Origin of the sequence: Streptomyces pyxinae (genome assembly GCF_024756275.1) — a bacterium.
Classification (GTDB): domain Bacteria; phylum Actinomycetota; class Actinomycetes; order Streptomycetales; family Streptomycetaceae; genus Streptomyces; species Streptomyces pyxinae.
Map to the genome: position 1 here is coordinate 49,406 of NZ_JANUGQ010000021.1, position 22,540 is coordinate 71,945.

Here is a 22,540-nt window from a genome sequence, read left to right on the forward strand (position 1 = left end):
GCACCCACCCCTTCACACCGCCTTCGCGCCGCCTTCGCATGAGCTTCGTGCGGCCTTCACGTGGTCGATGCCACACCTTGCCTCCTGCCCCGGTGAGAGGTGGGCCACGCGTCACCTTCCGGGACTCGCGTACGCTGGCGAGACGCCTCGCCCGTCGATGCCGGGCCCACCCCGGGGCACCTCGCAGGTCCCAGGGGCAAACGCCCACCGAGCGCGAGAGATCCACCGGGAGGTACGCGCATGTACGGGACGACCACGGCCGGAGCACGCCTGCGTGCCCCCGGCGGCGGTGCCAACCGCTGGGTCGTCCTGGTCGTGCTCTGCGTCAGTCTGCTGCTGGTCGCGCTGGACGCGACCGTGCTCCATGTCGCCGTCCCCCAGGTCACCGAGGACCTGCGCCCCAGCTCCACCGCCCTGCTCTGGATCGTGGACGCCTATCCGCTGGTCTGCGCCTCGCTGCTGATCCTCTTCGGGACGCTCGGCGACCGGATCGGCCGGCGCCGGGTACTGCTGTCGGGGTACGGCCTCTTCGGCGCCGCCTCCGCCCTCGCGGCGGCGGCCGACGACCCGGCGGTCCTGATCGCCGCCCGGGCGCTCCTCGGTGTCGGCGGGGCGATGATCATGCCGGCCACTCTCTCGATCCTCCGCGCGGTCTTCCCCGACCGGCGCGAGCGGGCCACGGCCATCGGGATCTGGACCGCCGTGGCCGCCGTCGGAGCCGCCACCGGCCCGGTGCTCGGCGGTTTCCTGCTGGAGCACTACTGGTGGGGCTCGGTCTTCCTGGTCAACATCCCGCTGATGGCGGTGATCCTGCCGGTCGGCCGCTGGCTGCTCCCCGAATCGCGGGGGAGCGGTGACGGCCCCTGGGACGTGCTGGGCGCGCTCATGGCGGCGGCCGGAGTGCTGGGCGTGGTGCTCGGCGTGAAGCGGCTGGGCGCGGGGGAGACCCCGCTCGGCGCCGTCACGCTGGGGCCGCTGCTGCTCGGCGCCGCGCTGCTGGTCCTCTTCGTACGCCGCCAGCGGCGCCGCCCGCACCCGCTGATCGACATGCGGATGTTCGCCCGGGCGCCCTTCACCACCTCGGTCGGCTGCATCGTCCTGGCCATGCTGGCGCTGGTCGGTCTCGAACTGATCGCCGTCCAGTACCTCCAGCTGGTGCTGGGCCTGAGCCCGGTGGAGACCGGGCTGCGGCTGCTGCCGCTGACCTTCGCCGCGATGGCCGCCGGCGCCACCGGCTCGTACACCCTGCGGCGGGTCGGCCCGCGCCGGATGGTCGGCTGGGGCTTCACGCTCACCGCCGCCGCCGTGCTGCTGCTGGTCGCGATGGGCCAGCATGACCGGCCGCTGCTGCTCACCGCCGGCTTCGTGCTGCTCGGCTTCGGGCTCCAGACCACCCTGTTCGGCGCGTACGAGTCGATGCTCAGCGAGGCCCCGGCGCACAGCGCGGGCGGGGCGGCGGCGATCGGGGAGACCTCCTACCAGCTCGGCGCCGGTATCGGCATCGCCCTGCTCGGCAGCGTGATGAACGCCGCCTACGCCCCCGGGCTCGCCGCCGTCCGGGGCGTCCCGCACGAGGCGGGCGCGGCCGCCGCCAACTCGCTCGGCGAGGCGTATCAGGTGGCCGCCCGGCTCGGCGGACCGGCCGGGGAGGCGCTGCGCACCGCCGCCCGGCACTCGTTCGTCCACGGGCTGCACGTCACCCTGCTGGTCAGCGCCGGGCTGCTGCTGACCGGCGCGCTGATGGCCCTGCGGCTGCCCCGGGTGATGGAGTGCCCGGCGGACCTGGCGGACCCGGCGGGCACGGCCGGCGGCCCCGATGAAGCCCGCGCGGCCCGCGCCACCGCCAAGGACGCCGCTCCGGCCGGTATCGCGGTGGCGGCCGCCGGCCGGCCGCCGGCCCGGATCCCCGCCCCGGCCCGGCACTCGGACGACCACGGGGCCGCCGAGCCCGACCGGGCGGACGGGACGGACGGGACCGGCGGGTCCGACCGAGCCCTCCGGACCGACCGGACCATGATCGGGCGGTCTGGACGCACGGCACCCGGCGCCGTAACGTCGGCCCCGCACCGTAACTACCAGCGCTAGTCAACGCCGCAGTCCGTCCCGCTCCGCTCGGCTCGCCCGGTCCAGGTTTCGCCGCTCCGGTCGCCGCTCAGTGGCCGGTCAGCCGCCGGAGGCCCCGCATGTCCGCACCCTCGCCGTCGTCCGTGCCCGCCACCCCGCCGCCGCCCTTCGACCCGGCCGACCCGCTCGGCATCGACGACCTGCTGAGCCCCGAGGACCTGGCCGTCCGGGACACCGTGCGCTCCTGGGCCGCCGACCGGGTGCTGCCGCACATCGCCGACTGGTACGAGCGCGGCGAGCTGCCCGGCATCCGCGAGCTGGCCCGGGAGCTGGGCGGGATCGGGGCCCTCGGCATGTCGCTGGAGGGGTACGGCTGCGCCGGGGCGAGCGCCGTCCAGTACGGACTGGCCTGCCTGGAGCTGGAGGCGGCCGACTCCGGCATCCGCTCGCTCGTCTCCGTCCAGGGCTCGCTGGCCATGTACGCCATCCATCGCTTCGGCAGCGAGGAACAGAAGCAGCGCTGGCTGCCCGGGATGGCGGCGGGGGAGACCATCGGCTGCTTCGGTCTCACCGAGCCCGACCACGGCTCCGACCCGGCCGGGATGCGCACCCGCGCCAAGCGGGACGGCTCCGACTGGATCCTCGACGGCCGCAAGATGTGGATCACCAATGGCTCGGTCGCCGGGGTGGCCGTCGTCTGGGCACGCACCGACGAGGGGATCCGCGGCTTCGCCGTCCCCACCGACGCGCCCGGCTTCTCCGCGCCCGAGATCAAGCACAAGTGGTCGCTGCGCGCCTCCGTCACCAGCGAGCTGGTCATGGACGGCGTACGGCTGCCGGCCGACGCCGTGCTGCCGGGCGTCACCGGGCTGAAGGGCCCGCTCAGCTGCCTGTCGCACGCCCGCTACGGCATCGTCTGGGGCGCGATGGGCGCCGCCCGGGCCTCCTTCGACGCCGCCCTCTCCTACGCCCGCACCCGGGAGCAGTTCGGCCGGCCCATCGGCGGCTTCCAGCTCACCCAGGCCAAGCTGGCCGACATGGCGCTCGAACTGCACAAGGGCGTACTGCTCGCCCATCACCTCGGGCGCCGGATGGACGCCGGCCGGCTCCGGCCCGAGCAGGTCAGCTTCGGCAAGCTCAACAATGTGCGGGAGGCGATCGAGATCTGCCGCACCGCCCGCACGATCCTCGGGGCCAACGGGATCTCGCTGGAGTATCCCGTGATGCGGCACGCCACTAATCTGGAGTCGGTGCTCACCTACGAGGGCACCGTGGAAATGCACCAGCTCGTGCTGGGCAAGGCGCTCACCGGCCTCGACGCGTTCCGGTGAGCGCGTTCCGGTGAGCCGCCGCTCAGCTCCGATCGGTTCTGATCCGCGCTGATCTGTAGTGATCCGCAGTGATCCGCGCTGATCGTCCGATCCTTGATTTCCCGATCCCCGATCAGTTCCGGTCGGGTCCGGTCGGGATCTGGTCCGGCCCATCCGGCCGGACCGGTCAGCTCTGGTTGAAGAACCCGCCCTCGGTGCGGCTTCCGGTCTCCCCGCTGACGATCTGGGTGTCCGCCGGGGTGAGCAGGAAGACCCGGGTGGCCACCCGCTCGATCGACCCGCGCAGTCCGAAGGTCAGCCCGGCGGCGAAGTCGACCACGCGCTTGGCGTCGGCGGACTCCATCGCCGTGAGGTTCACGATGACCGGGACGCCGTCCCGGAAGAGCTCACCGATCGCCCGGGCGTCCCGGAAGCCGGCCGGGGAGACGGTGGCGATGCGGCGCCCCACCTCCTCGGCGGTCTCGGAGGCGACCCGGACCCGGGGGTCGGTGACCCAGGAGTCGCCCTCGCCCCGCTCACCCTCGGCGTACTCGTCGTCGTAGTAACGCTCGTCGTTGTCCTCGACGAGTCCGAGCCAGGCACTCGCCTTGCGCACCGATCCCATGGACGCCTCCTTTCGACGCGGTCACGTGTGATTCCGCACCCCTATGGTCGTCCATGATGCGGATCGCGCGCCAAGTGGACAGCCGCCGCGCAGGGGATTCGTGACGGTACTGGTGCAGAAAAACTGGCGTTTCGTCAAGGTTGTTCGCACATACGGCCCCTGGGAGGGACGATCCGTAACTCACATAGGACTTTCAGGCCGGATGGGTGAGCGACCAGACGTACGGGTGAACGGTTACCCCGGATACGATCCAGCACGCGCACCGGTCGTCCGTCCGTCCTCTGTCCCTCTGTTTCTCTGTGCCTCCGGTTTCTCCGGGCCTCCGTTCTCCGGGCCTCCGTTCTCCGGGCCTCCGTTCTTCGGGCGTCCCGCGGTCCGTCCGGGCGCGCGCACCATCACCACGACTCTCGGGGGAGTGCCGTGTTCGGCATCGTCAGACCCTGTAAACACCGGCTCACCAGCGGGCTCAGAGCGGAATGGACGGCCCATCTCTGCGGTCTCTGCCTGACCCTGCGGTCCGAACACGGGCAGTACGCCAGGATCGTCACCAATTACGATGGCTTGCTGGCCTCGGTGTTGACGGAGGCTCAGTCCGGTCCCGCGCCGGACGCCCGTCGCACCGCCGGGCCCTGTCCGCTGCGGGCCATGCGCACCGCCCCGGTGGCGCGCGGCGAGGGCGCCCGGCTGGCGGCGGCCGTGTCCCTGGTGCTGGCCTCCGCGAAGCTGCGGGACCACCTGGCCGACCGGGACGGACTGCTGGCCCGCCGGCCGGTGGCGTTCGCCGCCCGCCGGGTGGCCCGTTCCTGGGACCGGGCCGGCGCCCGCACCGGCCGGGGGGTCGGATTCGACACCGCCGTGCTGGTCGACGCGGTGGACAGGCAGCCCGGCATCGAGGCGCTGGCCGGCCCCGGTACGTCCCTGCTCACCGTGACCGAGCCGACCGAGACCGCCACCGCCGCCGCCTTCGCGCACACCGCCGTACTGGCCGGCCGCCCCGGGAACGCCGCCCCGCTCGCGGAGGCCGGCCGGCTCTTCGGGCGGCTGGCCCATCTGCTGGACGCGGTCGAGGACCGGGCCGCCGACGCCGCCTCGGGCGCCTGGAACCCGCTGACCGCCACCGCGACCGGTGTGGCCGAGGCCCGGCGGCTCGCGGACGACGCGGTGCGGGGCATCCGGTCGGCGCTGCGGGATGTCGAGTTCGCCGACGACCGGCTGCCGCACCGGCTGCTCGTCCATGAACTGCCCCGGTCGGTGGGCCGCGCCTTCGGCACGGCGGGCTGCTCCCACCAGGGCCACGCCGCCGCCGGAGGCCCGTACGGCCCGGGGAACCCGGGGAATCCGTACGGGGAGGGGAATCCGTACGGCCCGGGAAACCCGTACGGCGGCGGAAACCCGTACGGGGTGCCGGGCGGCCCCGGGGGTCCGGCCGGACCCGGCGGGGTGCCGTTCGGCTCCGGGGGCGAGCCGCCCCGGCCGCCCCGGCGGGGACTGCTCGCCGGATGTGCCGCCTTCAGCTGGCTCTGCTGCACCTGTCAGTTGTGCTGCGCCAAGGAGTACGAGAGCCCCTGGTCGCGCAGGAAGCGGCAGGGCGCCTGCCGGGACTGCGACGACTGCTGTGACTGCTGCGAGTGCTGTTCCTGCGACGGCTGACGGCTGACGGCGGCGGTCGGTGACTGACGGCCGGTGAGTGACGGCTGATGTCCGGCGGGTCGGCGGCTGAGGACCCGCGGCTGAGAACTGGCGGCCGGGGCGGGGCCGGATCAGGGAGGAGCGTCCGGAGCATGCCGGCCGGTCATTCCCGTGTGGCAGGGTGCCCGCATGACCACCGAACCGGAGCAGACCCCTTCCGCACCTGCCGGCCCGGAGCGGGAGTGGCGGGCCTGGCACGAGCTGCGCACCGCCACCGTCACCTCTCCGCACGGCCCGCTCTCCCTGACCGGTACTCACTGGCTGTCCGACCACCCCGACGGGCGCCTCCCCGGCGTCCCCGGTACCTGGCGGGAGGCCGGTGACGCGGGGGCCGCCGGTGACGCCGGGGCCGCTGTCGTCCTCACCGCCGCCCCCGAGGACGGCATCCTGCTGGACGGGAAGCCGCTGAGCGGCACCGTCGAACTCTCCGCCGACCACGCCCCCGTACCGCGCTCCCGGCTCGCCGTCGGGGAGCGCCGGCTCGTCGTGCTGCGCCGCGAGGGCCTCTGGGCGGTGCGCGACTTCGACCCGGACGCACCGGCGCGGCACGCCTTCGCGGGCATCCTGGCCACCCCGTACGACCCGCGCTGGGCCGTGCCGGGGACCTACCGGCCGTACGCCGAGCGGCGCAGCGTCCGGGTGGGCAACGCCGACGGGCGGGAACGGGGGCTCGGGCTCTCCGGCGAACTCGTCTTCGCGCTCGGGGTATCCGGCGGACCCGGCGGACCCGGCGGACCCGGTGGATCCGGGGAGCCCGGCGGACCCGGCGAAGTGGCCGTGGAGCACACCCTTCAGGTGGCGGAGGAGGAGGACGGTTCGCTGTGGGCCGTCTTCGCGGACGCCACCAGCGGCCGGGACAGCTACCGCTTCCGTTTTCTGCGGCCCCCGGCGCCGGGACCGGACAACCGGGTGACGGTCGACTTCAACCGGGCGCTGCTGCCGCCGTGCGCCTTCGCCGACCACTTCATCTGCCCCTTCCCGCCGCCGGGCAACACCCTCTCCGTGCCCGTGCCGGCCGGTGAGCGCAAGCCGCTGACCCGCTGACCGCTGACCGCTGACCCGCGCTCTTCACATCTTCGGGGCGGCCGAAAACGGACTATACGGTGGTGTACCGTCGGCTACGCGACCAGTGGGCCATAGACGGCGATGACCTTCCATCACCTGCCAATCCCTCCCGGGAAGATGGCGGTTCGCGGTGTGAGTCATGTCTCGAAGGGCAGCCGAAGAGTTCTTCAACAGGGTGGAGCGGCGCGGAAATGCGCCGGTGAACGGCGAAAACAAGCCAGGTCCAGACCTTACTGCCCTCCTACGCGTGATCGCTCAATGTGTTCGCATTCGGAACCGACCAGTGGTGACCGCCGGTAGCCGCACAGGGTTTCCACAGCGTGAAGGGCATGTGGGCGTCCGGAACTCGGCCTTGTGTGTCACCCACAGGCATCGGAATAGTGGGCCGCCCATCCTCCGTGTCAGCGCCCCCCACGTGCTCTGATGCGGGTCCCCACAGGAGGTTGATGTTGAAGCACCGGCGCATATCCACCAAGCGCGCGGTTCTGGCCGGCGGAGCCGTGGTGGCTCTGCTGGGCACCGCAGTCACTTTCCAGACTGCGAACGCGAGTGAGGATGCTCCTCAGTTCACGGTGAAGACCCTTTCGGCGACGGCGGCCGGAAATCTCGCGTCGACGCTCAGCCAGAAGCTCGGCGGCGACGCCGCCGGCGCCTACTACGACTCCTCGGCCAAGGCGCTGGTCGTCAACGTCGTGGACGAGGCGGCGGCGGAGTCGGTGCGTCAGGCGGGCGGCAAGGCCAGACTGGTGGACCACTCGCTCGCCGAGCTGTCCGGCGCGCGTCAGACGCTGAAGAGCAAGGCGACCATCCCCGGCACCTCCTGGGCGGTCGACCCGGTCTCCAACAAGGTCGTCGTCACGGCCGACCGCACGGTCGACAAGGCCGAGTGGGCGAAGCTCTCCGAGGTCACCGACGACCTGGGCTCCAAGGTCGAACTGAAGCGCTCGAAGGGCGAGTTCAAGAAGTTCATCGCGGGCGGCGACGCCATCAACACCAGCGGCGGCCGCTGCTCGCTCGGGTTCAACGTGGTCAAGGACGGCCAGCCGCACTTCATCACGGCCGGCCACTGCGGCAAGGCGGGCAGCGAGTGGGCCGAGACGCAGGGCGGCCCGGCGATCGGCACCATGGTCGACTCGCAGTTCCCCGGCAATGACTTCGCCCTGGCCAAGTACGCCGACGGGGCGGAGCACCCGAGCGAGGTGAACCTCTACAACGGCTCCACCCAGAAGATCACCAAGGCGGAGGAGGCCACCGTCGGGATGAAGGTGTCCCGGAGCGGCTCCACCACCCAGGTCCACGACGGCGAGGTCACCGGTCTCAACGCCACGGTGAACTACGGCAACGGCGATGTGGTCGAGGGTCTCATCCAGACCACCGTCTGCGCCGAGCCGGGCGACAGCGGCGGCTCGCTCTTCGCGGGCGACGCGGCCGTCGGCCTCACCTCGGGCGGCAGCGGCGACTGCTCCGCCGGTGGCGAGACCTTCTTCCAGCCGGTCCCGGAGGCGCTGTCCGCCTTCGGCGCGGAGATCGGCTGACCGATCGACCCGACCGGCCCGACCGGTGAACCGGTATGACTGAACGGCGCTGAGCAGGCGGCGCCACCGTTTCCGGACGGTGGTGCCGCCTTCGTCGTACGCCCGCCCCCGAATCCCGTGGCCTCGTGGCCTCGTGGTCGTGTGGTCGTGTGGCCTCGTGGTCCTGTGACGGGCCGCGCGGGTTCCGGCTCAGGGGGTGACGACCGCGACCGGGGCGTCCCAGTCGTCGCGGTCGACGGTGAGGGTGACGCCCCCGTGGGTCTCCTTGCTGTTCGCCAGGTACTGGTGGGCGCGGCGGTGGCCGGTCCACAGCGACGGCTGCCAGGGCCAGTCCGCCGTGGTGGTCCGCTGCCCGTTCCAGAGCGCGTACCAGAAGGCGTCCGGCATGTCGGCCGGGTTCCTGGCGGTGGCGGTGGCGACGGCGGCGGCGCTGGTGGAGGCGAAGCCGTAGTAACCGGCCCAGTAGCCCTTGGCGCGCACGGCACGGTTCCAGGCGCGGACATAGCCGAGCACCGCGCTGTCGCAGGCGGTGTCCTTGATGTCGTACGGCTCCATGTCGAAGTAGAGCGCGCTGCCGGGCCTCATGCCGAGGGCCGCCGCCCTGGCCACCACGTCGGCGCCGTCGGCGGTGCCCTGCTCGGTCGCCCGCGCGGGGTCGATCCGGTGCTTGCTGCCGCTCTTCTGGCACGGCGGCTGGAGGCCCACGTACAGCGGGGCGACCTTCCAGCCGGACGCCGAGACCGACTTCACCCAGGAGGGGGTCAGCTCGGGCTGGGCGCAGCCGCGGTTCCGGCCGCCGATGTAGACCGCGACCCCGCCGTAGGCGCCGGCGCCCTTCCACGCCTTCATGGCGGAGAGCGAGGGGGCGGTGCAGGTGTCGAAGAGGTGCCCGGTGAAGACCGCCGGCGCCGGCCGCTGCTTCTGCGCCACCTTGGCCGCCGCCCGGGTGACGGTGGCGGGCGAGAGGGCGCTGGCGGTGAACGCCCCGCCCCCTGCCAGTACGGCGCCCGCGCCCGTCCAGACGAGCAGTCGGCCGCGCCTGGTCATACGGTGCTTGGCCACGACGTGATCCCCCCTGTTTTCCCTTGTTCGCGGGTTCTCGCGTTTGGCCGCGTTGCCCGCGTTCGCCCGGCGCTCCCGCCGGAGTCTGCCAGGAACCTATCCGCCGGAGCCCGCCGCCCGGTCGGCGGGGCCGGTCTCGGCGCCGACCGGGCCCTCGTCCCGCCGCCGGAGCGAGGAGAGCACCAGGGTCAGCACCGTGCCGACCAGTGCCCAGACGGCCAGCACCTGCATGGCGCCCGCGAGCGCGTTGCCCCGGAAGTACGCGATGGAGCGCGCCGCCCAGGTGCCCGCGCCCGGCGGCAGGGCGGGGCCGATCGCCCGCCAGAAGTCCGGCAGCATCGGGCCGGGGAAGGCGCCGCCCGCGCTCGGGTTGCCGGCGATCACGATCAGCAGTACGGCCAGCCCGATGCCGACGATCCCGGTGAGCGCCTGGAGCGCCAGGGTGACCGCGCCGACCGCGAAGACCACCAGCGCGCCCAGCCACCAGAGCGCCACCACGCTGCCGGGCAGGGCGCCCAGGACCGGGCCCACGATGATCGCGCCGCCCAGTCCGCCGGCGATCGCGGAGAGCGCCAGCACGGTGAGCCGGATGATCGCCCGCTGCGGATTGGCGGGCCGGGAACCGGCGCTGATCGCCAGGATGGAGGCGAGCAGATAGCCGCCCACGCACCAGCCGACCACCAGATAGAACGACGAGAGGCCGTTGAAGTCCTCGCCGGCGGCCGGGCTCACGTCCACGGTCCGCACCGTCCGCCGCTGGGCCGCCTCGGCCTCGCCGGTGATCGTCTTCAGGGCGGTGGCGAGCGCGGTGCCGCCGCCGGAGGCGACCAGCAGGGTGTCGGTGGTGGAGCGGGGGTCCACCACCAGGGCGCCGTAGATCTCCCGGTCCATGATCTGCTCGCGCGCCTCGGCCTCGTCCCGGAGCACCCGGGGGTCGAGCGGGCCGCCCGGCAGACCGGCCAGCTGCCCGGCGGCGCGGTCGGCCGCCGCCCGGTCGGGCGCGGCCACGCCGAAGGGCACATCCGTCGGCCTCGGGTGGTGCAGGGCGCCCACATAGGAGGCGATGAACAGCAGCTGGAGCACGACCACGCCGACGACCAGCAGCGCGGCCCGTGGCGTGACGGCGGACTTGACCTCGGCGGCGAGCTTCATGCCCCCACGCTCCCGGCGGCCCCCCGCCCGCGCAGGCGGGACGGGTCCGAATGGCGGAGCCGGGGAGCGCCCGGGAGCCGGGAAGGCCGGGCGGAGCCCGGGAGCACCGGGATCCGGGACCGGGAGTGCCGGGGCCCGGATCCGGGAGTGCCGGGGGCCCCGGGGCCGGCTGGTTCACCGGACCCGGGTCACCCCGCCTCCGCTTATCGTACGAATGTTCGAAACGTGGTCTATGGTGGAGAACGGGGGAGGTGAGAACGGGTGCGGCCGGGTGATGCCGGCCCAGGAATCGGAGTCCAGGAGGTGTGCGATGCCGGGATGGCCGGGCTTCACGCATCTGCGCACGGTCTCCGGGTTCTCCCTGCGGTACGGGGCCTCGCACCCGGAGCGGCTGGCCGAGCGGGCCGCGGAGCGGGAGATGGACGCCGTCGCCCTCACCGACCGGGACACCCTCGCCGGGGCCGTACGGTTCGCCAAGGCGTGCGCCCGGGAGGGGGTCCGCCCGGTCTTCGGGGTGGACCTGGCCCTCGGCGAGCGGCCCCCGGGGGCCCCGGAGCGACGGACCGCCGGAACAGGAACAGGGGCAGGAACCGGGCCCGGCGACGGGACCCGGCTCGGGGCCCGGCGCGGAACCGGCGGCGAAGGCCCGGCCGGGTCCGGAGGCGAAGGATCGCGAGGGGCCGGCGGCGCGGGATCCCGGGCGAGCGCGGGATCACGGGGGACCGGTGGTCCGGGGCTCGCCCCGGCCACCGAGCGGCGGCGTACCCCCGTACGGGGCGGGGCCTTCATCGACGAGTCCGCGCCCCGCGCCGTCTTCCTGGCCCGCTCCCGGCGCGGCTGGGCCGCCCTGTGCCGGCTGGTCACCGCCGCGCACGCCGCCGGGGACGGCACCCCGCTGCTGCCCTGGGTCGACAACCACGGCGACGAACTCACCGTGCTGCTCGGCCCCGACTCCGAGGTCGGCCGCGCCCTCGCCGCCGGCCGTCCGGACCGCGCCGCCCGGCTGCTCGCGCCCTGGCGGGAGGTGTACGGCGACGCCCTGCGGCTGGAGGTCGTCCACCACGGCCGCACCGGCGCCGGCCCCGGTTCGCTGCGGCACGCCGCCCGCACCCTGGGGCTCGCCGCCGAGCAGGGCGTCCGGCCGGTGCTGAGCAACGCCGTCCGGTACGCCGATCCCGGTCAGGGCCCGGTCGCGGACGTGCTCGACGCGGCCCGCCGGCTGGTCCCGGTCGACCCCCGCAAGACGCTGGACACCGGTGAGCGCTGGCTCAAGGACCCGGCCGCCATGGCCGCGACCGCCGAACGGGTGGCGGAGGCCGCCGGGATGGGGCCGGCCGCCGCCCGCCGGCTGCTCGCGCTCACCGAGGAGACCGCCGCCGGGTGCCTGGTGGACCCGGAGGACGACCTCGGCATCGGCAGCGTCCACTTCCCCGAGCCGTGGCTGGTGGGCGCCGGCCGGCGCACCGCCGACCGGGTGCTCCGTTCCCGGTGCGCGGCCGGGATGGTGCTGCGCCGCCACGACCGGAAGCGGAAGTACTGGGACCGGCTGGAGGACGAGTTGCGCACCATCGAGCGGCTGGGCTTCGCCTCGTACTTCCTCACCGTCGCCCAGGTCGTGGACGACACCCGGGACCTCGGCATCCGGGTCGCCGCGCGCGGCTCCGGGGCCGGCTCGCTCGTCAACCACCTGCTCGGCATCGCCCATGCCGACCCGGTGGAGCAGGACCTGCTGATGGAACGGTTCCTCTCGGTCCGCCGCCCCGCCCTGCCGGACATCGACATCGATGTGGAGTCCGCTCGCCGCCTGGAGGTCTACCGGGCGATCCTGGACCGCTTCGGCCCCGAGCGGGTGGCCGCCGTCGCCATGCCCGAGACCTACCGGGTCCGCCACGCGGTACGGGACGTGGGCGCCGCCCTCTCCATGGACCCGGCCGAGATCGACCGGGTGGCCAAGGCGTTCCCGCACATCCGCGCCAAGGACGCCCGGACCGCGCTGGACGAACTGCCCGAGCTGCGGGCGCTCTCCGCCGACCGGGAGAAGTACGGCAGGCTCTGGGAACTGGTCGAGGCGCTGGACGCGCTGCCGCGCGGGGTCGCCATGCACCCGTGCGGGGTGCTGCTCTCCGACGCCTCCCTCCGCTCCCGTACACCGGTGGTTCCGACCAGTGGCGAGAGCTTCCCGATGGCCCAGTTCGACAAGGAGGACGTGGAGGACCTGGGCCTGCTCAAGCTCGATGTGCTGGGGGTGCGGATGCAGTCCGCGATGGCCTACGCGGTCGGGGAGATCGAGCGGGCCACCGGCGAGCGGGTGGACCTGGACGACCCCGGGCACGTACGGCCCGGTGATCCCGCGACGTACCGGCTCATCCGGTCCGCCGAGACCCTGGGCTGCTTCCAGATCGAGTCGCCGGGCCAGCGCGATCTGGTCGGCCGGCTCCAGCCGGCCACCTTCCACGACCTGGTGGTGGACATCTCGCTCTTCCGGCCGGGCCCGGTCGCCGCCGACATGGTCCGCCCCTTCATCGAGGCCCGGCACGGCCGCGCCCCGGTCCGCTACCCGCATCCCCGCCTGGCGGACGCGCTGGCGGAGACGTACGGCGTCGTGGTCTTCCACGAACAGATCATCAAGATCATCGACGTGCTGACCGGCTGCGGGCGGGAGGAGGGCGACGCCGTCCGGCGCGGGCTCTCCCACCCCGAGTCCCAGGGCCGGATCAAGGTCTGGTTCGCCCGGCGGGCGGAGGAGCGGGGGTACGACCCCGGGACGATCGACCGCACCTGGAAGATCGTGGAGGCGTTCGGCTCGTACGGCTTCTGCAAGGCGCACGCGGTCTCCTTCGCCGTGCCCACCTACCAGTCGGCCTGGCTCAAGGCGCACCACCCGGCCGCCTTCTACGCCGGGCTGCTCACCCACGACCCGGGCATGTACCCCAAGCGGCTGCTGCTCGCGGACGCCCGGCGGCGCGGGGTGCCGGTGCTGCCGCTGGATGTGAACCGGTCGTCGGTGACCCACCGTATCGAACTGGTGTCCGGTTCTGCCGCTCCCGGTTCCTCTTCCGGCTCCTCTTCCGGATCCGCTCCCGGTTCCTCTTCCGGATCCGCTCCCGGCTCCGGTGAGTCCGTCTGGGGGCTCCGGCTCGCCCTCTCCGACGTCCATGGCATCAGCGAGGCCGAGGCCGCCAGGGCCGAGGCCGGCCGCCCCTACGTCTCCCTGCTCGACTTCTGGCAGCGGGCCCGCCCCAGCCACCCGGTCGCGGAACGGCTCGCCCGGGTCGGCGCGCTCGACGCGTTCGGCGCCAACCGCCGTGACCTGCTGCTCCATCTCGCCGAGCTCCACCGCTCCGGGCGCGGCCCCGGGGCCGGTGGCGACCAGCTCCCGCTGGCGGGCGGGCGCGAGGCCGCGCCCGTCGGCCTGCCCGACCTCAATGACACCGAGCGGCTCAGCGCCGAGCTGGGCGTGCTCTCCATGGACGTCTCCCGAAACCTGATGGACGATCACCATGCCTTCCTGGACGAGCTGGGCGTGCTCACCGCCCGCCGGCTGAACACCGCCCGGGACGGCCAGACCGTGCTGGTCGCGGGCTCCAAGGTGGCCACCCAGACCCCGCCGGTCCGCTCCGGCCGCCGGGTCGTCTTCACCACCCTGGACGACGGCACCGGCCTGGTGGACCTGGCCTTCTTCGAGGACAGCCACGAGGCGTGCGCCCACACCGTCTTCCACTCCTGGCTGCTGCTGGTGCGCGGCACCCTCCAGCGCCGGGGCCCGCGCAGCTTCAGCGTGGTCGGCGCCGTCGCCTGGAACCTCGCCGAGCTGATCGACCTCCGCCGCGAGGGCGGCCTGGACGCCGTGGCCGCCCGCCTCGCGGCCCCGGCGGTCCCGACGCCTTCCGTGTCTCCGGGGTCTCCGGGGCGCCCGGTCTCCGGTGGTTCTTCGGCCTCCCCCGGATCGCCGACCTCCCCCGGATCGCCGGCCTCTGGTGGTTCTTCGGCCCCGCCGCCCCCGTCCGGTACGCCCGACGGCCGCCCGGCCCCCACCGGTTCGGCCGCCGCCGACCCCCTGACGGTCGCCGCCCCCGGCCGCCGGATCACCCTGCCGACCGGTTACCAGCTGAACCCCTGGGCCGACCTCCGCCCGCCCGGCGAGGGCCCGGCCGGCCCCCGGAAGCTGTGGCACCAGAGCCCGGGGAGCGCCGGATGATCCTCTGCGTACGCCTGCTGCCCCCGCGCCCGGGCGCCGGTCCCACCTTTATGGGCGCCGGCCCCGGTTCCGGTGCTGTTTCCACGGATGCCGGTGCTGTTTCCGTTCCTGCGGGCGCCGGCCCGGACTCCCTCCTCCCCGACCTCGTCGGCCTGCTCACCGACATCACCCCGCAGGTGCGGGCCGTCCCGCCGGACACCGTGCTGGCGGACGTCCGGGGGGCCCTGCGCTACTTCGACCGCGACCCGGCCGGGCTGGCCGCGCTGATCCGGGTGCGGGCGCTCGCCCGGTACGGCACCGAGTGCGTCATCGGCGCCGGGCCGAACCCGATGCTCGCCCGGATGGCCGCCCGGGAGGCCGCGCCCGGCCGTACCCGGGTCGTCGACGACCCGGACGCCTTCCTGGCCGGCAAACCGGTCGCCGCGCTGTACGGAGTCGGCCCGGCCACCGCGCGGACCCTCTGCTCCTACGGCCTGGACTCGGCCGGCCGGGTCGCCGCCGCCCCGCTCGCCGTGCTCCAGCGCCTTCTGGGCTCCCGCACCGGCCGCGAGGTGTGGGAGCGGGCGCGGGGCACCGACCGGACGGCCGTCGTCCCGGACGCCCCCGCCCGCTCGGCCGCCGCCGAACGGAGCTTCCCCCGCGACGAGGTGGACCAGGACCGGCAGCGCCGCGCCCTGCTGTCGCTCACCGTCGAACTGGGCACCCGGATGCGGGCCGGGGGCCAGGTGTGCCGGGCGCTCACCCTGACCGTTCGGTACGCCGACCGCTCCACCACCACCCGCACCCGCACCCTGCCCGAGCCGACCGCCCACTCCGCCGCGCTCACCACCGGCGCCTACGCCCTGCACGACGCCCTCGCCCTCCAGCGCGCCCGGGTCCGCGCCCTCGCCCTGCGCGCCGAGGACCTGCTCCCCGCCGACCGCGCCGCCCGCCAGCTCTCCCTGGACCCCGCCGACGACCGCGCCCGCCGCCTCGAAGCCGCCGCCGACCGGGCCCGCGCCCGCTTCGGCCCCACCGCCGTCCTGCCGGGGACCCTGGCGGCGTGAGCGGGGCGCGAGGCCCCGCCCGCCGCGCAGCCGGTTCAGCGGACGCGCACCGTCACCACGTCGGAGGCGTGCAGGCGCTTGGGGGTCTGGTCATGGCTTTCCCTCCCGGGGCCTCCCCTCCGGGGTGAAGGCGTGATGGAAGGTGAAGGCGTGCGGCGCGGGGCCGTGGTCGTGGAGGTGCTCCAGCCGGGAAACCCCGTCCTGCCAGGTGGGTGTCACGTCGTCGGAGATCCACCAGAACACGTAACCCGGGTGCCCTGTCCTCTCGAACCAGTCGTAACGCCTGTTCAGCGCCGTGCGATGCAGACCGGTGTAGAGGGCGTCGAGGGCGGGGCGCAGGTCGGTCCAGAGGGAGAGGGTCGCGGCCAGGGCGGTGGTATCCACCGTACGGCCCTTGTCGTACCAGGCCGGTACGGTGAACTCCCCCCACGCACCCCAGTCCGCCTCGAAGTGTGAGCCCCGGTCACCGCCCGCCGTTTCGGCATGCGCGAGGTACCCGGGGTGCCGGCTGATCTCCCGGTAGACGGCCTCACCGATGTCGTAGAACTCGTGCGTGAGAGGTGCGGGATCGGCGAGGGGCGACTTCAGAACGCCGAAGGTGTACAGCGCGAGGCGGGGCATGTGTCTCTCCCTGGTTGGGGCTGCCTGGTGCGGACCCGGTTCGGTGGCTTACGCGCCGGAGGCGAGGGGGCGAGGGGTCATGGAGTGTGACCGGCTCACCCCGTCGCGGGTGGCGCGGCCAGAAGGAACTCCCGCGCGACCGTGGGCGATCGCCGGAGACAGGTGGAAGGTAGCGGCCTCCGCGGGCCCTGTCGAAGTTGCGTTTTCCCCGCTCAAGTGGCCTCAGCCTGGCCCGCCGTACGGGCGGTGCTCGACCCCGCGGTGCGCGGCGGGGAGTCGGGGGGCCGCGTGCCGTCGGGCCGCGCGGCCGGCCGGGGCGCGAGCGGCTGTGGCGCGACCTCACCGACCGCGCGGTCGCCGCCCGACTGCGGGAGGACAGCCGCGTGTTGACGGGAGCCGACCCGTGGGTGCCCGGCCGGGCACCCGGGGTGCGGCGGGCCGTCAGGCCGGGCGGACCGGAGCCGGGTAGTCCGGCAGGGTCAGCGCGGTGTGGGCGGCGGAGTCCTGGGCGAGCGCCGGTCCGGCCGGGTCGCGCAGGGCCTTGTCGCGGGTGTCCAGCATCTCCTGGGTGGTGGGGGTGACGATGGTGCCGCCCGGGGTGGCGAGGGCCTGGTTGCGCTCGGCGAAGGGGCGGACCCTCCGCTCGTAGGCGGCGAAGGCGTCCGCGTGGTCGGCGTGGCTCGCCAGCTCCCCGGCCAGGACGTAGGCGCCTACCAGGGAGACGCTGGTGCCCTGGCCGGAGAGGAACGAGGTCGCGTGGGCGGCGTCCCCGGCGAGCGCGACGCGCCCGCGTGACCAGGTGGGCAGATGAATCTGGCTGACGATGTCGAAGAACAGGTCGTCGGCCTCGCGCGCCGCGGCCACCAGGCGCGGAAGGTGCCAGGTCCGCTCGGGGAACCGGGCGGCGACCAGCTCGTGCTGGGCCCGGGGGTCGCGGAAGGCGTCGAAGGGCGGCTCCTCCCGGGTGAAGGCGAGGAACCCGTGCACCCGGTCGTCCGGCTCATGGGCGTAGAGCGCGGCCGTCCGGCCCGGGGTGTTCCAGACGACGCCCTCGTGGGCGAGACCGAACTCGTTGGGGAGGGTGAACCCGGCGAAGACATGGCCGAGATAGTGGTGGAACGGCTCCTCGGGGCCGAGGACCAGCCGGCGGGTGTGGGAGTGCAGTCCGTCCGCCCCGATCACCAGGTCGAAGGTGCGGCGGTCGCCCCCGGCGAAGGTGACCTCCACCCGGTCCCCGTGGTCGTCCAGGGTGGCGATGGAGTCGTTGAACAGGAACTCCACCCGGTCGAAGAGGGGCGTGCAGAGCGCGTCCGCCAGGGCCCCGCGCGGCACTTCCAGGTCCAGGTCCTGGACGCCGCCGGTGACGGCCTCGGGCCGGATGGCGCCGATGAGTGCCCCGTCGGCGTCCACGAAGGAGATCCTGCGGGTGTCGACGTGCGCCTCGCGCAGCCGGGGCAGCAGCCCCGTGAGCCCGGCGACCTCGCGGGCCGTGCCGCGGATGTCGATGGCGTAGCCGCCGCCCCGGACGGCCGCCGCCTTCTCCACGACGGTGACCTCGAAGCCGTAGCGGTCGAGCCAGTGGGCGAGGACGGGGCCGGCGATGCTCGCGCCCGAGATGAGGACCTTGCGGCCTGTGGGGTGCTTCATGGGGGACTCCGTAAGCGTTGGGAAGGCCGCGATGCCAAGTTCCAGACCTGGATGCGTACCTTAGGTATCTTTACGGACGGTGTGACGTGCCGATCGGCGCGACCACGCCCCCGACTGTACAGATACCTAACTTAGGTATGCAAGTGGAGGTCTGCTCTGATGAACGCGGAGAACCCGGCCGCTCCCGGCCCCGGCCCTGACGCCGACTCCGGCTCCGACCGGTCGGCCATGGCCATGTCGGCGGTCCTGCCCCGGCTGACGCGGCTGAGCGCTGCCGTCACCCGGGGCCGGCTGATCGAGCGCGCCACCGAGGCGGCCGGGCTGACCCTGGACCGTCCCGCGATGGGGGTGCTCGTGACGCTCCACATGGCGGACCGGCCGCTGCGCGTCGGGGAGATCGCGGAGCGGATGCAGGTCGTCGGCCCCCATGCCACCCGCCAGGTGCAGGCGCTGGAGCGCCGGGAACTGGTACGCCGGGTCGGTGACCCGCACGACCGGCGCGCCAGCCTCATCGAGCTGACCGCCGAGGGGGCCGGAGCGGCCGACCGGTACGCGGCCTCCCTGGTCGGCTGGTTCTCGGACGTCGTCAGCGACTGGTCCGAGCAGGACCGCGCCGACCTGGGCCGGCTGCTCGGCCGGCTGGCCGACGACGTGACCGCGCGCCTGGACCTGCTGGAGGCGGGCGACGCACCCCCGCCGCACTCTCCCTGATCCCGTCTCGTGTCTTCCGAGGTGCTCGGCGCCCTGTTCGCCGCGACCACCTGCGCGGTGGCGGTGGCGGCGCCGCTACCGGCGGCGTCGCCGCCAGCGGCGGCGGTGGCGTTCTGCTATGGCCGCCTCTACAAGAGTCAGGTTGTCGCGGGTTCCCATGGTGTGGGGGTGGTCGGGTCCGAGGACGCGTTCCTGGGCGGCGAGGGTCTCACGCAGGAGGTCGGCGGCTTCTTGGTGGTGGCCCAGGTTGTACAGGGTGCTGGCGAGGTTGTTGCGGCTGGTGAGGGTGTCGGGGTGGTTGGGGCCGAGGACGTGTTCCCGGGTGGTGAGGGTCCGTCGGTGGAGCTCGGCGGCCTCCTGAAGATGGCCCAGTACGTACAGGGTGTCGGCGAGGTTGTTGCGGGTGGTGAGGGTGTCGGGGTGGTTGGGGCCGAGGACGTGTTCCCGGGTGGTGAGGGTCCGTCGGTGGAGCTCGGCGGCCTCTTGGTGATGACCCAGGTTGTGCAGGGTGCTGGCGAGGTTGTTGCGGCTGGTGAGGGTGTCGGGGTGGTTGGGGCCGAGGACGCGTTCGCGGGTGGTGAGGGTCCGTCGGTGGAGCTCGGCAGCCTCCTGATGGTGGCCCAGTTCGTTCAGGACTGCGGCGAGGTTGTTGCGGCTGTTGAGGGTGCCGGGGTGGTCGGGGCCGAGGATGCGTTCACTGGCAGTGAGGGTTTCGCGGTGGAGGTCGGCGGCTTCTTGGTGGTGGCCCAGGTGGTGCAGGGTGGTGGCGAGGTTGTTGCGGCTGTTGAGGGTGCCGGGGTGGTCGGGGCCGAGGATGCGTTCACTGGCAGTGAGGGTTTCGCGGTGGAGGTCGGCGGCTTCTTGGCGGTGGCCCAGTTCGCCCAGGGTGCCGGCGAGGTTGTTGCGGCTGGCGAGGGTGTCGGGGTGGTCGGGGCCGAGGTGAGCGGTCTCGGCGTCGAGAACGCGGCGGTGCAGAAGGAGTCGCTCGGCGCTGGCCCCGGCGGCGTCGAGGACATGGGCGAGATCGTCGAGGGGAGCCCGGGCCGTGACCACCTCCTCCGCGGGCGCCCGGTCCAGCAGCGCGGGCAGGTGCAGGGCCAGCAGCCGGGCGGTGGGCCAGCCGGCGCGGCCGGACCGGACGGTGTCCTCGACGGCCTGGATCAGGTGGCGGTCGAGTGCCGCGTACCAGGGGGTGAGGTCGGTCCCGGTGGCGGAGAGGGCCGTCACCTCGCGGACCAGCGGGTGCAGCACCAGCCGGCCCACGCCCTCGTCGGGGACGGCGGCCTGCGGGGCGCCGAGCAGTCCGTAGCGGTGCAGCCCGGCGAGCGCGGCGTCCACCCCGGCGGCGGTGGCGGGCTCGCCGGTGGCGTCGGTCAGCAGGGCCGGGGTGATGAGGGTACGGGGGAGGGGCGCGGGCTCCAGCAGGGCGAGCAGCCGCAGCAGGGGGCGGGCGAGCGGCAGGCCGTCCCGGGCCAGTTGGTCGAGCGACAGGTCCCAGGTGTGCCGGACCACCGTCCTGGCGGTCTCCGGGTCGGCCGCCCGGGGGTGCTCGGCGCCGAGCAGGTCACCGAACTCCGTACTCAGGGCGTCCCGGTAGGCGGTGAAGGTGCGGAAACGGCTGGTGGGCGCCGCGAGATACCGGCCCGCCGCCTCCAGCGCCAGCGGCAGTCCGCCCAGCCGCGCCCCCAGTGCCTCGGCCTCCTCGGGGGTGCCCGCCCCCGGCGCGGCGTCCAGCAGGACCTGGCCCGACGCCCGGTCGCCCAGCGGATCGAGGTGCAGCACGGTGGCGCGCGCTCCCCAGGTGACGGTGTCGCTGTCCCGGCTGGTCACCAGCAGCAGTCCGCCCCCGTCGGGCCGCAGCCAGCCCCGGTACGCGCTCACCGGCTCCGCCTCCGGGCCCACCCGCGCGGGCGTGTCCACGTTGTCCACGACGATCACCCACCCCCGCACCGAGGCGAGTTGCTCCCAGACGACATCGACCAGCGCCGCCCGGCCGGTCTGCGCGTCGATGAGACGGGCCTCGGACAACCCGAGATCCTGGGCGATCTGCGACAGTTCCTCGGCCAGCCGGGCGGGCTCGTCGCGCCAGCGGACGCAGAACACCGCCCGCCCGGCCCGCTGCGCCCGCCCGGCCACCTCCATGGCGAGGGTGGTCTTGCCCAGGCCCCCGGCCCCGCAGACGACCGCCATCCCGCCGTCCCTGGACCGCGACAGGGCGTCCAGCCGGGCGATTTCCCGCTCCCGGCCGCGTACCGGGGCCCCCGGCGCTGGTGGTCGCAGCGAGGGCCGGACGGCGGCGGAGGAGACCCACTCCCGCGCCGGAGCGGTCCCGCCCGGGGTGCCACCGCCCCCGCCTCCGGACCCGCCGCCGCGCAGGGCGTAGAGCGAGACGGCGAGCCCGAGCACGCCCGCCGTACCGCCCACCACGCTGGCGGTCTGGTCCGCGACCTCCAGCCCGAACCGGGCGACCGCCCAGACGATCCCGCCCACCAGAGCCGCCGACAGCGGTGCCCCCAGCAGCAACACCGGCCACCCGCCGCGCCTCGGCCCGTTTCCCGCCCGGTTCCGCACGCTCGCCCGCACCGCCCGTCTCTCCTCAACCTGTTGAGGCAAGGATGACCGCGGGGCAGGGGGCGCGAGGTGGCCGGAAGACCATCGGTACGAAGCCGTGACAGCCGGCCGGGTCCACCCGCTCTCACCGCGCGGCCAGTACGGCCAGCGCCAGCGCCTCGACCAGTGCCAGCACCGCGAACCAGGTGCAGAACACGTGCAGCACCGCCTGCTGCCGTCGACCCGGAGCGAACGCCCCGGCGGCCACGGCCAGTTCCCCGCTCACCAGCGGGAGCGGGACGGTCTCGACCCGGGGGACGACGGACAGGGTGACTCGGTGAGTGCCGTCCGAGGCGACGAACGAGAACGGCGTCCCCGCACCGAGCCGTTCCCGCACCTCGCGCTGGCGCCCCTCGTCCTCGCCCCAGGCCCGTAACTGCGAGGCGCAGTCCGGGCGGGCGGTCGCGTAACAGCGCCCCTCGGGCTGGAACCAGGCCGGCGACCGCCCGGGGTCGAGCCGGTTGGCGGTGCGCCGGGCGACCCCGCAGAGCCAACGGCGGGCCAGCTTGGGCGAGATGGTCCGGGTGGCAGTGTGCTCGTACGGCAGGGTCACCCCCGGCCCGATCCGCTCCTCCACCAATATCTCGCAGCGGTAGTACGTCAGGACGCCGGCGCTCATCGGACCGGCACCGTGCACCAGGTGCAGGAGCCGGTCCGGCCCCAGGCCAGCGCCAGCGTCTTGACCAGCAGCATCCCCCGGCCGCTCTCGGAGTCAGGACCGGGGTGCCGGACCACGGGCCGGCCGGTGGAGTGGTCGTCCACCTCGATCCGTACCTCGTCGGCCGCGTCGTACCGGAGGCAGAACCCCACGAGCCCGCCCTTGCCGTGCCGGACCGCGTTGGTGACCAGCTCGCTCACCAGCAGCTGCACCACATCGACCACACCCGGGTCGACCAGCCCGGCGCAGTCGAGCGTCGTGGCCGTCATCCGCCGCATCTCGGCCACCCGCCTGGGCTCGGGCAGAAAGGCGACCTGGATCCGCTGCTCCGTGATGGGAGCGAGCGGGCTCTCCGAGGGCCGGCCGACCGGCCCGTCCTCGTCGTCCAGAAAACAGGGAAGCATCGCGCGTCCTTCATGGCTGTCGAGCCCGGGGCGAGGGTGTCGGCGCACGCCGGAAGGCCTCCGAGCAGGGGTCACATACCGCCCACGGTGAATGACCATCCGTGAGTTCGGGGCTCAAGCCTGGCAGTGGAGCCGCTATTGTC

Annotated in this window: 16 protein-coding genes; 8 read left to right on the plus strand and 8 right to left on the minus strand. The window is 74.1% G+C overall.

Going from position 1 to position 22,540, the window contains the following annotated elements; translation table 11 throughout:
• Window positions 1-240: 240 nt before the first annotated feature.
• Together NX801_RS22245 and NX801_RS22250 are read left to right on the plus strand one after the other, a co-directional pair.
• Window positions 241-2,085 carry an MFS transporter gene (locus tag NX801_RS22245; protein WP_258789596.1) on the plus strand — a complete coding sequence of 615 codons (1,845 nt, stop codon included), beginning with the start codon at window positions 241-243 and terminating at the stop codon, window positions 2,083-2,085.
• Between the two features lie 98 nt (window positions 2,086-2,183).
• Window positions 2,184-3,395: an acyl-CoA dehydrogenase family protein gene (locus NX801_RS22250; RefSeq protein WP_258789597.1), complete on the plus strand. Its 1,212-nt coding sequence runs from the start codon at window positions 2,184-2,186 to the stop codon at window positions 3,393-3,395.
• Window positions 3,396-3,561: 166 nt separating this feature from the next.
• Here the strand turns inward: NX801_RS22250 and NX801_RS22255 are convergent, their stop codons facing one another.
• Window positions 3,562-3,999, minus strand: coding sequence for a cell division protein SepF (locus NX801_RS22255; protein WP_258789598.1), 438 nt, complete (start codon window positions 3,997-3,999; stop codon window positions 3,562-3,564).
• Window positions 4,000-4,419: 420 nt separating this feature from the next.
• On the opposite strand from NX801_RS22255, the gene NX801_RS22260 reads away from it, so the two are divergent.
• The 3 genes from NX801_RS22260 to NX801_RS22270 all read left to right on the plus strand — a co-directional run bounded on the left by NX801_RS22260 (window position 4,420) and on the right by NX801_RS22270 (window position 8,288).
• Complete coding sequence (locus tag NX801_RS22260) at window positions 4,420-5,649, plus strand: DUF5685 family protein (RefSeq protein ID WP_258789599.1); 1,230 nt, start codon at window positions 4,420-4,422, stop codon at window positions 5,647-5,649.
• Between the two features lie 168 nt (window positions 5,650-5,817).
• A complete protein-coding gene (locus tag NX801_RS22265; protein ID WP_258789600.1) occupies window positions 5,818-6,732 on the plus strand; it encodes a DUF1684 domain-containing protein in 915 nt (304 codons plus the stop codon).
• 470 nt (window positions 6,733-7,202) lie between these two features.
• A complete protein-coding gene (locus NX801_RS22270; protein ID WP_258789670.1) occupies window positions 7,203-8,288 on the plus strand; it encodes a S1 family peptidase in 1,086 nt (361 codons plus the stop codon).
• Window positions 8,289-8,477: 189 nt separating this feature from the next.
• Here the strand turns inward: NX801_RS22270 and NX801_RS22275 are convergent, their stop codons facing one another.
• The gene (locus NX801_RS22275) at window positions 8,478-9,350 is read right to left on the minus strand and encodes a DUF1906 domain-containing protein (protein ID WP_258789601.1); all 873 of its coding nucleotides are present in this window, start codon (window positions 9,348-9,350) and stop codon (window positions 8,478-8,480) included.
• A 96-nt stretch (window positions 9,351-9,446) separates the two neighbouring features.
• Complete coding sequence (locus tag NX801_RS22280; RefSeq protein WP_258789602.1) at window positions 9,447-10,502, minus strand: ABC transporter permease; 1,056 nt, start codon at window positions 10,500-10,502, stop codon at window positions 9,447-9,449.
• A 310-nt stretch (window positions 10,503-10,812) separates the two neighbouring features.
• On the opposite strand from NX801_RS22280, the gene NX801_RS22285 reads away from it, so the two are divergent.
• Together NX801_RS22285 and NX801_RS22290 are read left to right on the plus strand one after the other, a co-directional pair.
• Window positions 10,813-14,700 carry a DNA polymerase III subunit alpha gene (locus NX801_RS22285; protein ID WP_258789603.1) on the plus strand — a complete coding sequence of 1,296 codons (3,888 nt, stop codon included), beginning with the start codon at window positions 10,813-10,815 and terminating at the stop codon, window positions 14,698-14,700.
• Window positions 14,697-15,746, plus strand: coding sequence for a DNA polymerase Y family protein (locus tag NX801_RS22290; RefSeq protein WP_258789604.1), 1,050 nt, complete (start codon window positions 14,697-14,699; stop codon window positions 15,744-15,746). The genes NX801_RS22285 and NX801_RS22290 overlap by 4 nt, the downstream gene beginning before the upstream one ends.
• Before the next feature lie 90 nt (window positions 15,747-15,836).
• On the opposite strand, the gene NX801_RS22295 is transcribed toward NX801_RS22290, so the two are convergent.
• Both NX801_RS22295 and NX801_RS22300 read right to left on the minus strand, forming a co-directional pair.
• The gene (locus tag NX801_RS22295; protein WP_258789606.1) at window positions 15,837-16,367 is read right to left on the minus strand and encodes a DUF3291 domain-containing protein; all 531 of its coding nucleotides are present in this window, start codon (window positions 16,365-16,367) and stop codon (window positions 15,837-15,839) included.
• 441 nt (window positions 16,368-16,808) lie between these two features.
• A complete protein-coding gene (locus NX801_RS22300; RefSeq protein WP_258789608.1) occupies window positions 16,809-18,014 on the minus strand; it encodes an FAD-dependent monooxygenase in 1,206 nt (401 codons plus the stop codon).
• A 159-nt stretch (window positions 18,015-18,173) separates the two neighbouring features.
• Between NX801_RS22300 and NX801_RS22305 the strand changes: the two genes are divergently transcribed.
• A complete protein-coding gene (locus tag NX801_RS22305; protein ID WP_428986200.1) occupies window positions 18,174-18,725 on the plus strand; it encodes a MarR family winged helix-turn-helix transcriptional regulator in 552 nt (183 codons plus the stop codon).
• 75 nt (window positions 18,726-18,800) lie between these two features.
• On the opposite strand, the gene fxsT is transcribed toward NX801_RS22305, so the two are convergent.
• The 3 genes from fxsT to NX801_RS22320 form a co-directional block, all read right to left on the minus strand.
• On the minus strand, window positions 18,801-21,248 hold the full coding sequence (gene fxsT, locus NX801_RS22310) for an FxSxx-COOH system tetratricopeptide repeat protein (RefSeq protein ID WP_258789609.1): 2,448 nt from the start codon (window positions 21,246-21,248) through the stop codon (window positions 18,801-18,803).
• Between the two features lie 172 nt (window positions 21,249-21,420).
• Window positions 21,421-21,954, minus strand: coding sequence for a hypothetical protein (locus NX801_RS22315; protein ID WP_258789610.1), 534 nt, complete (start codon window positions 21,952-21,954; stop codon window positions 21,421-21,423).
• Complete coding sequence (locus NX801_RS22320) at window positions 21,951-22,397, minus strand: ATP-binding protein (RefSeq protein ID WP_258789611.1); 447 nt, start codon at window positions 22,395-22,397, stop codon at window positions 21,951-21,953. The genes NX801_RS22315 and NX801_RS22320 overlap by 4 nt, the downstream gene beginning before the upstream one ends.
• Window positions 22,398-22,540 lie beyond the last annotated feature (143 nt).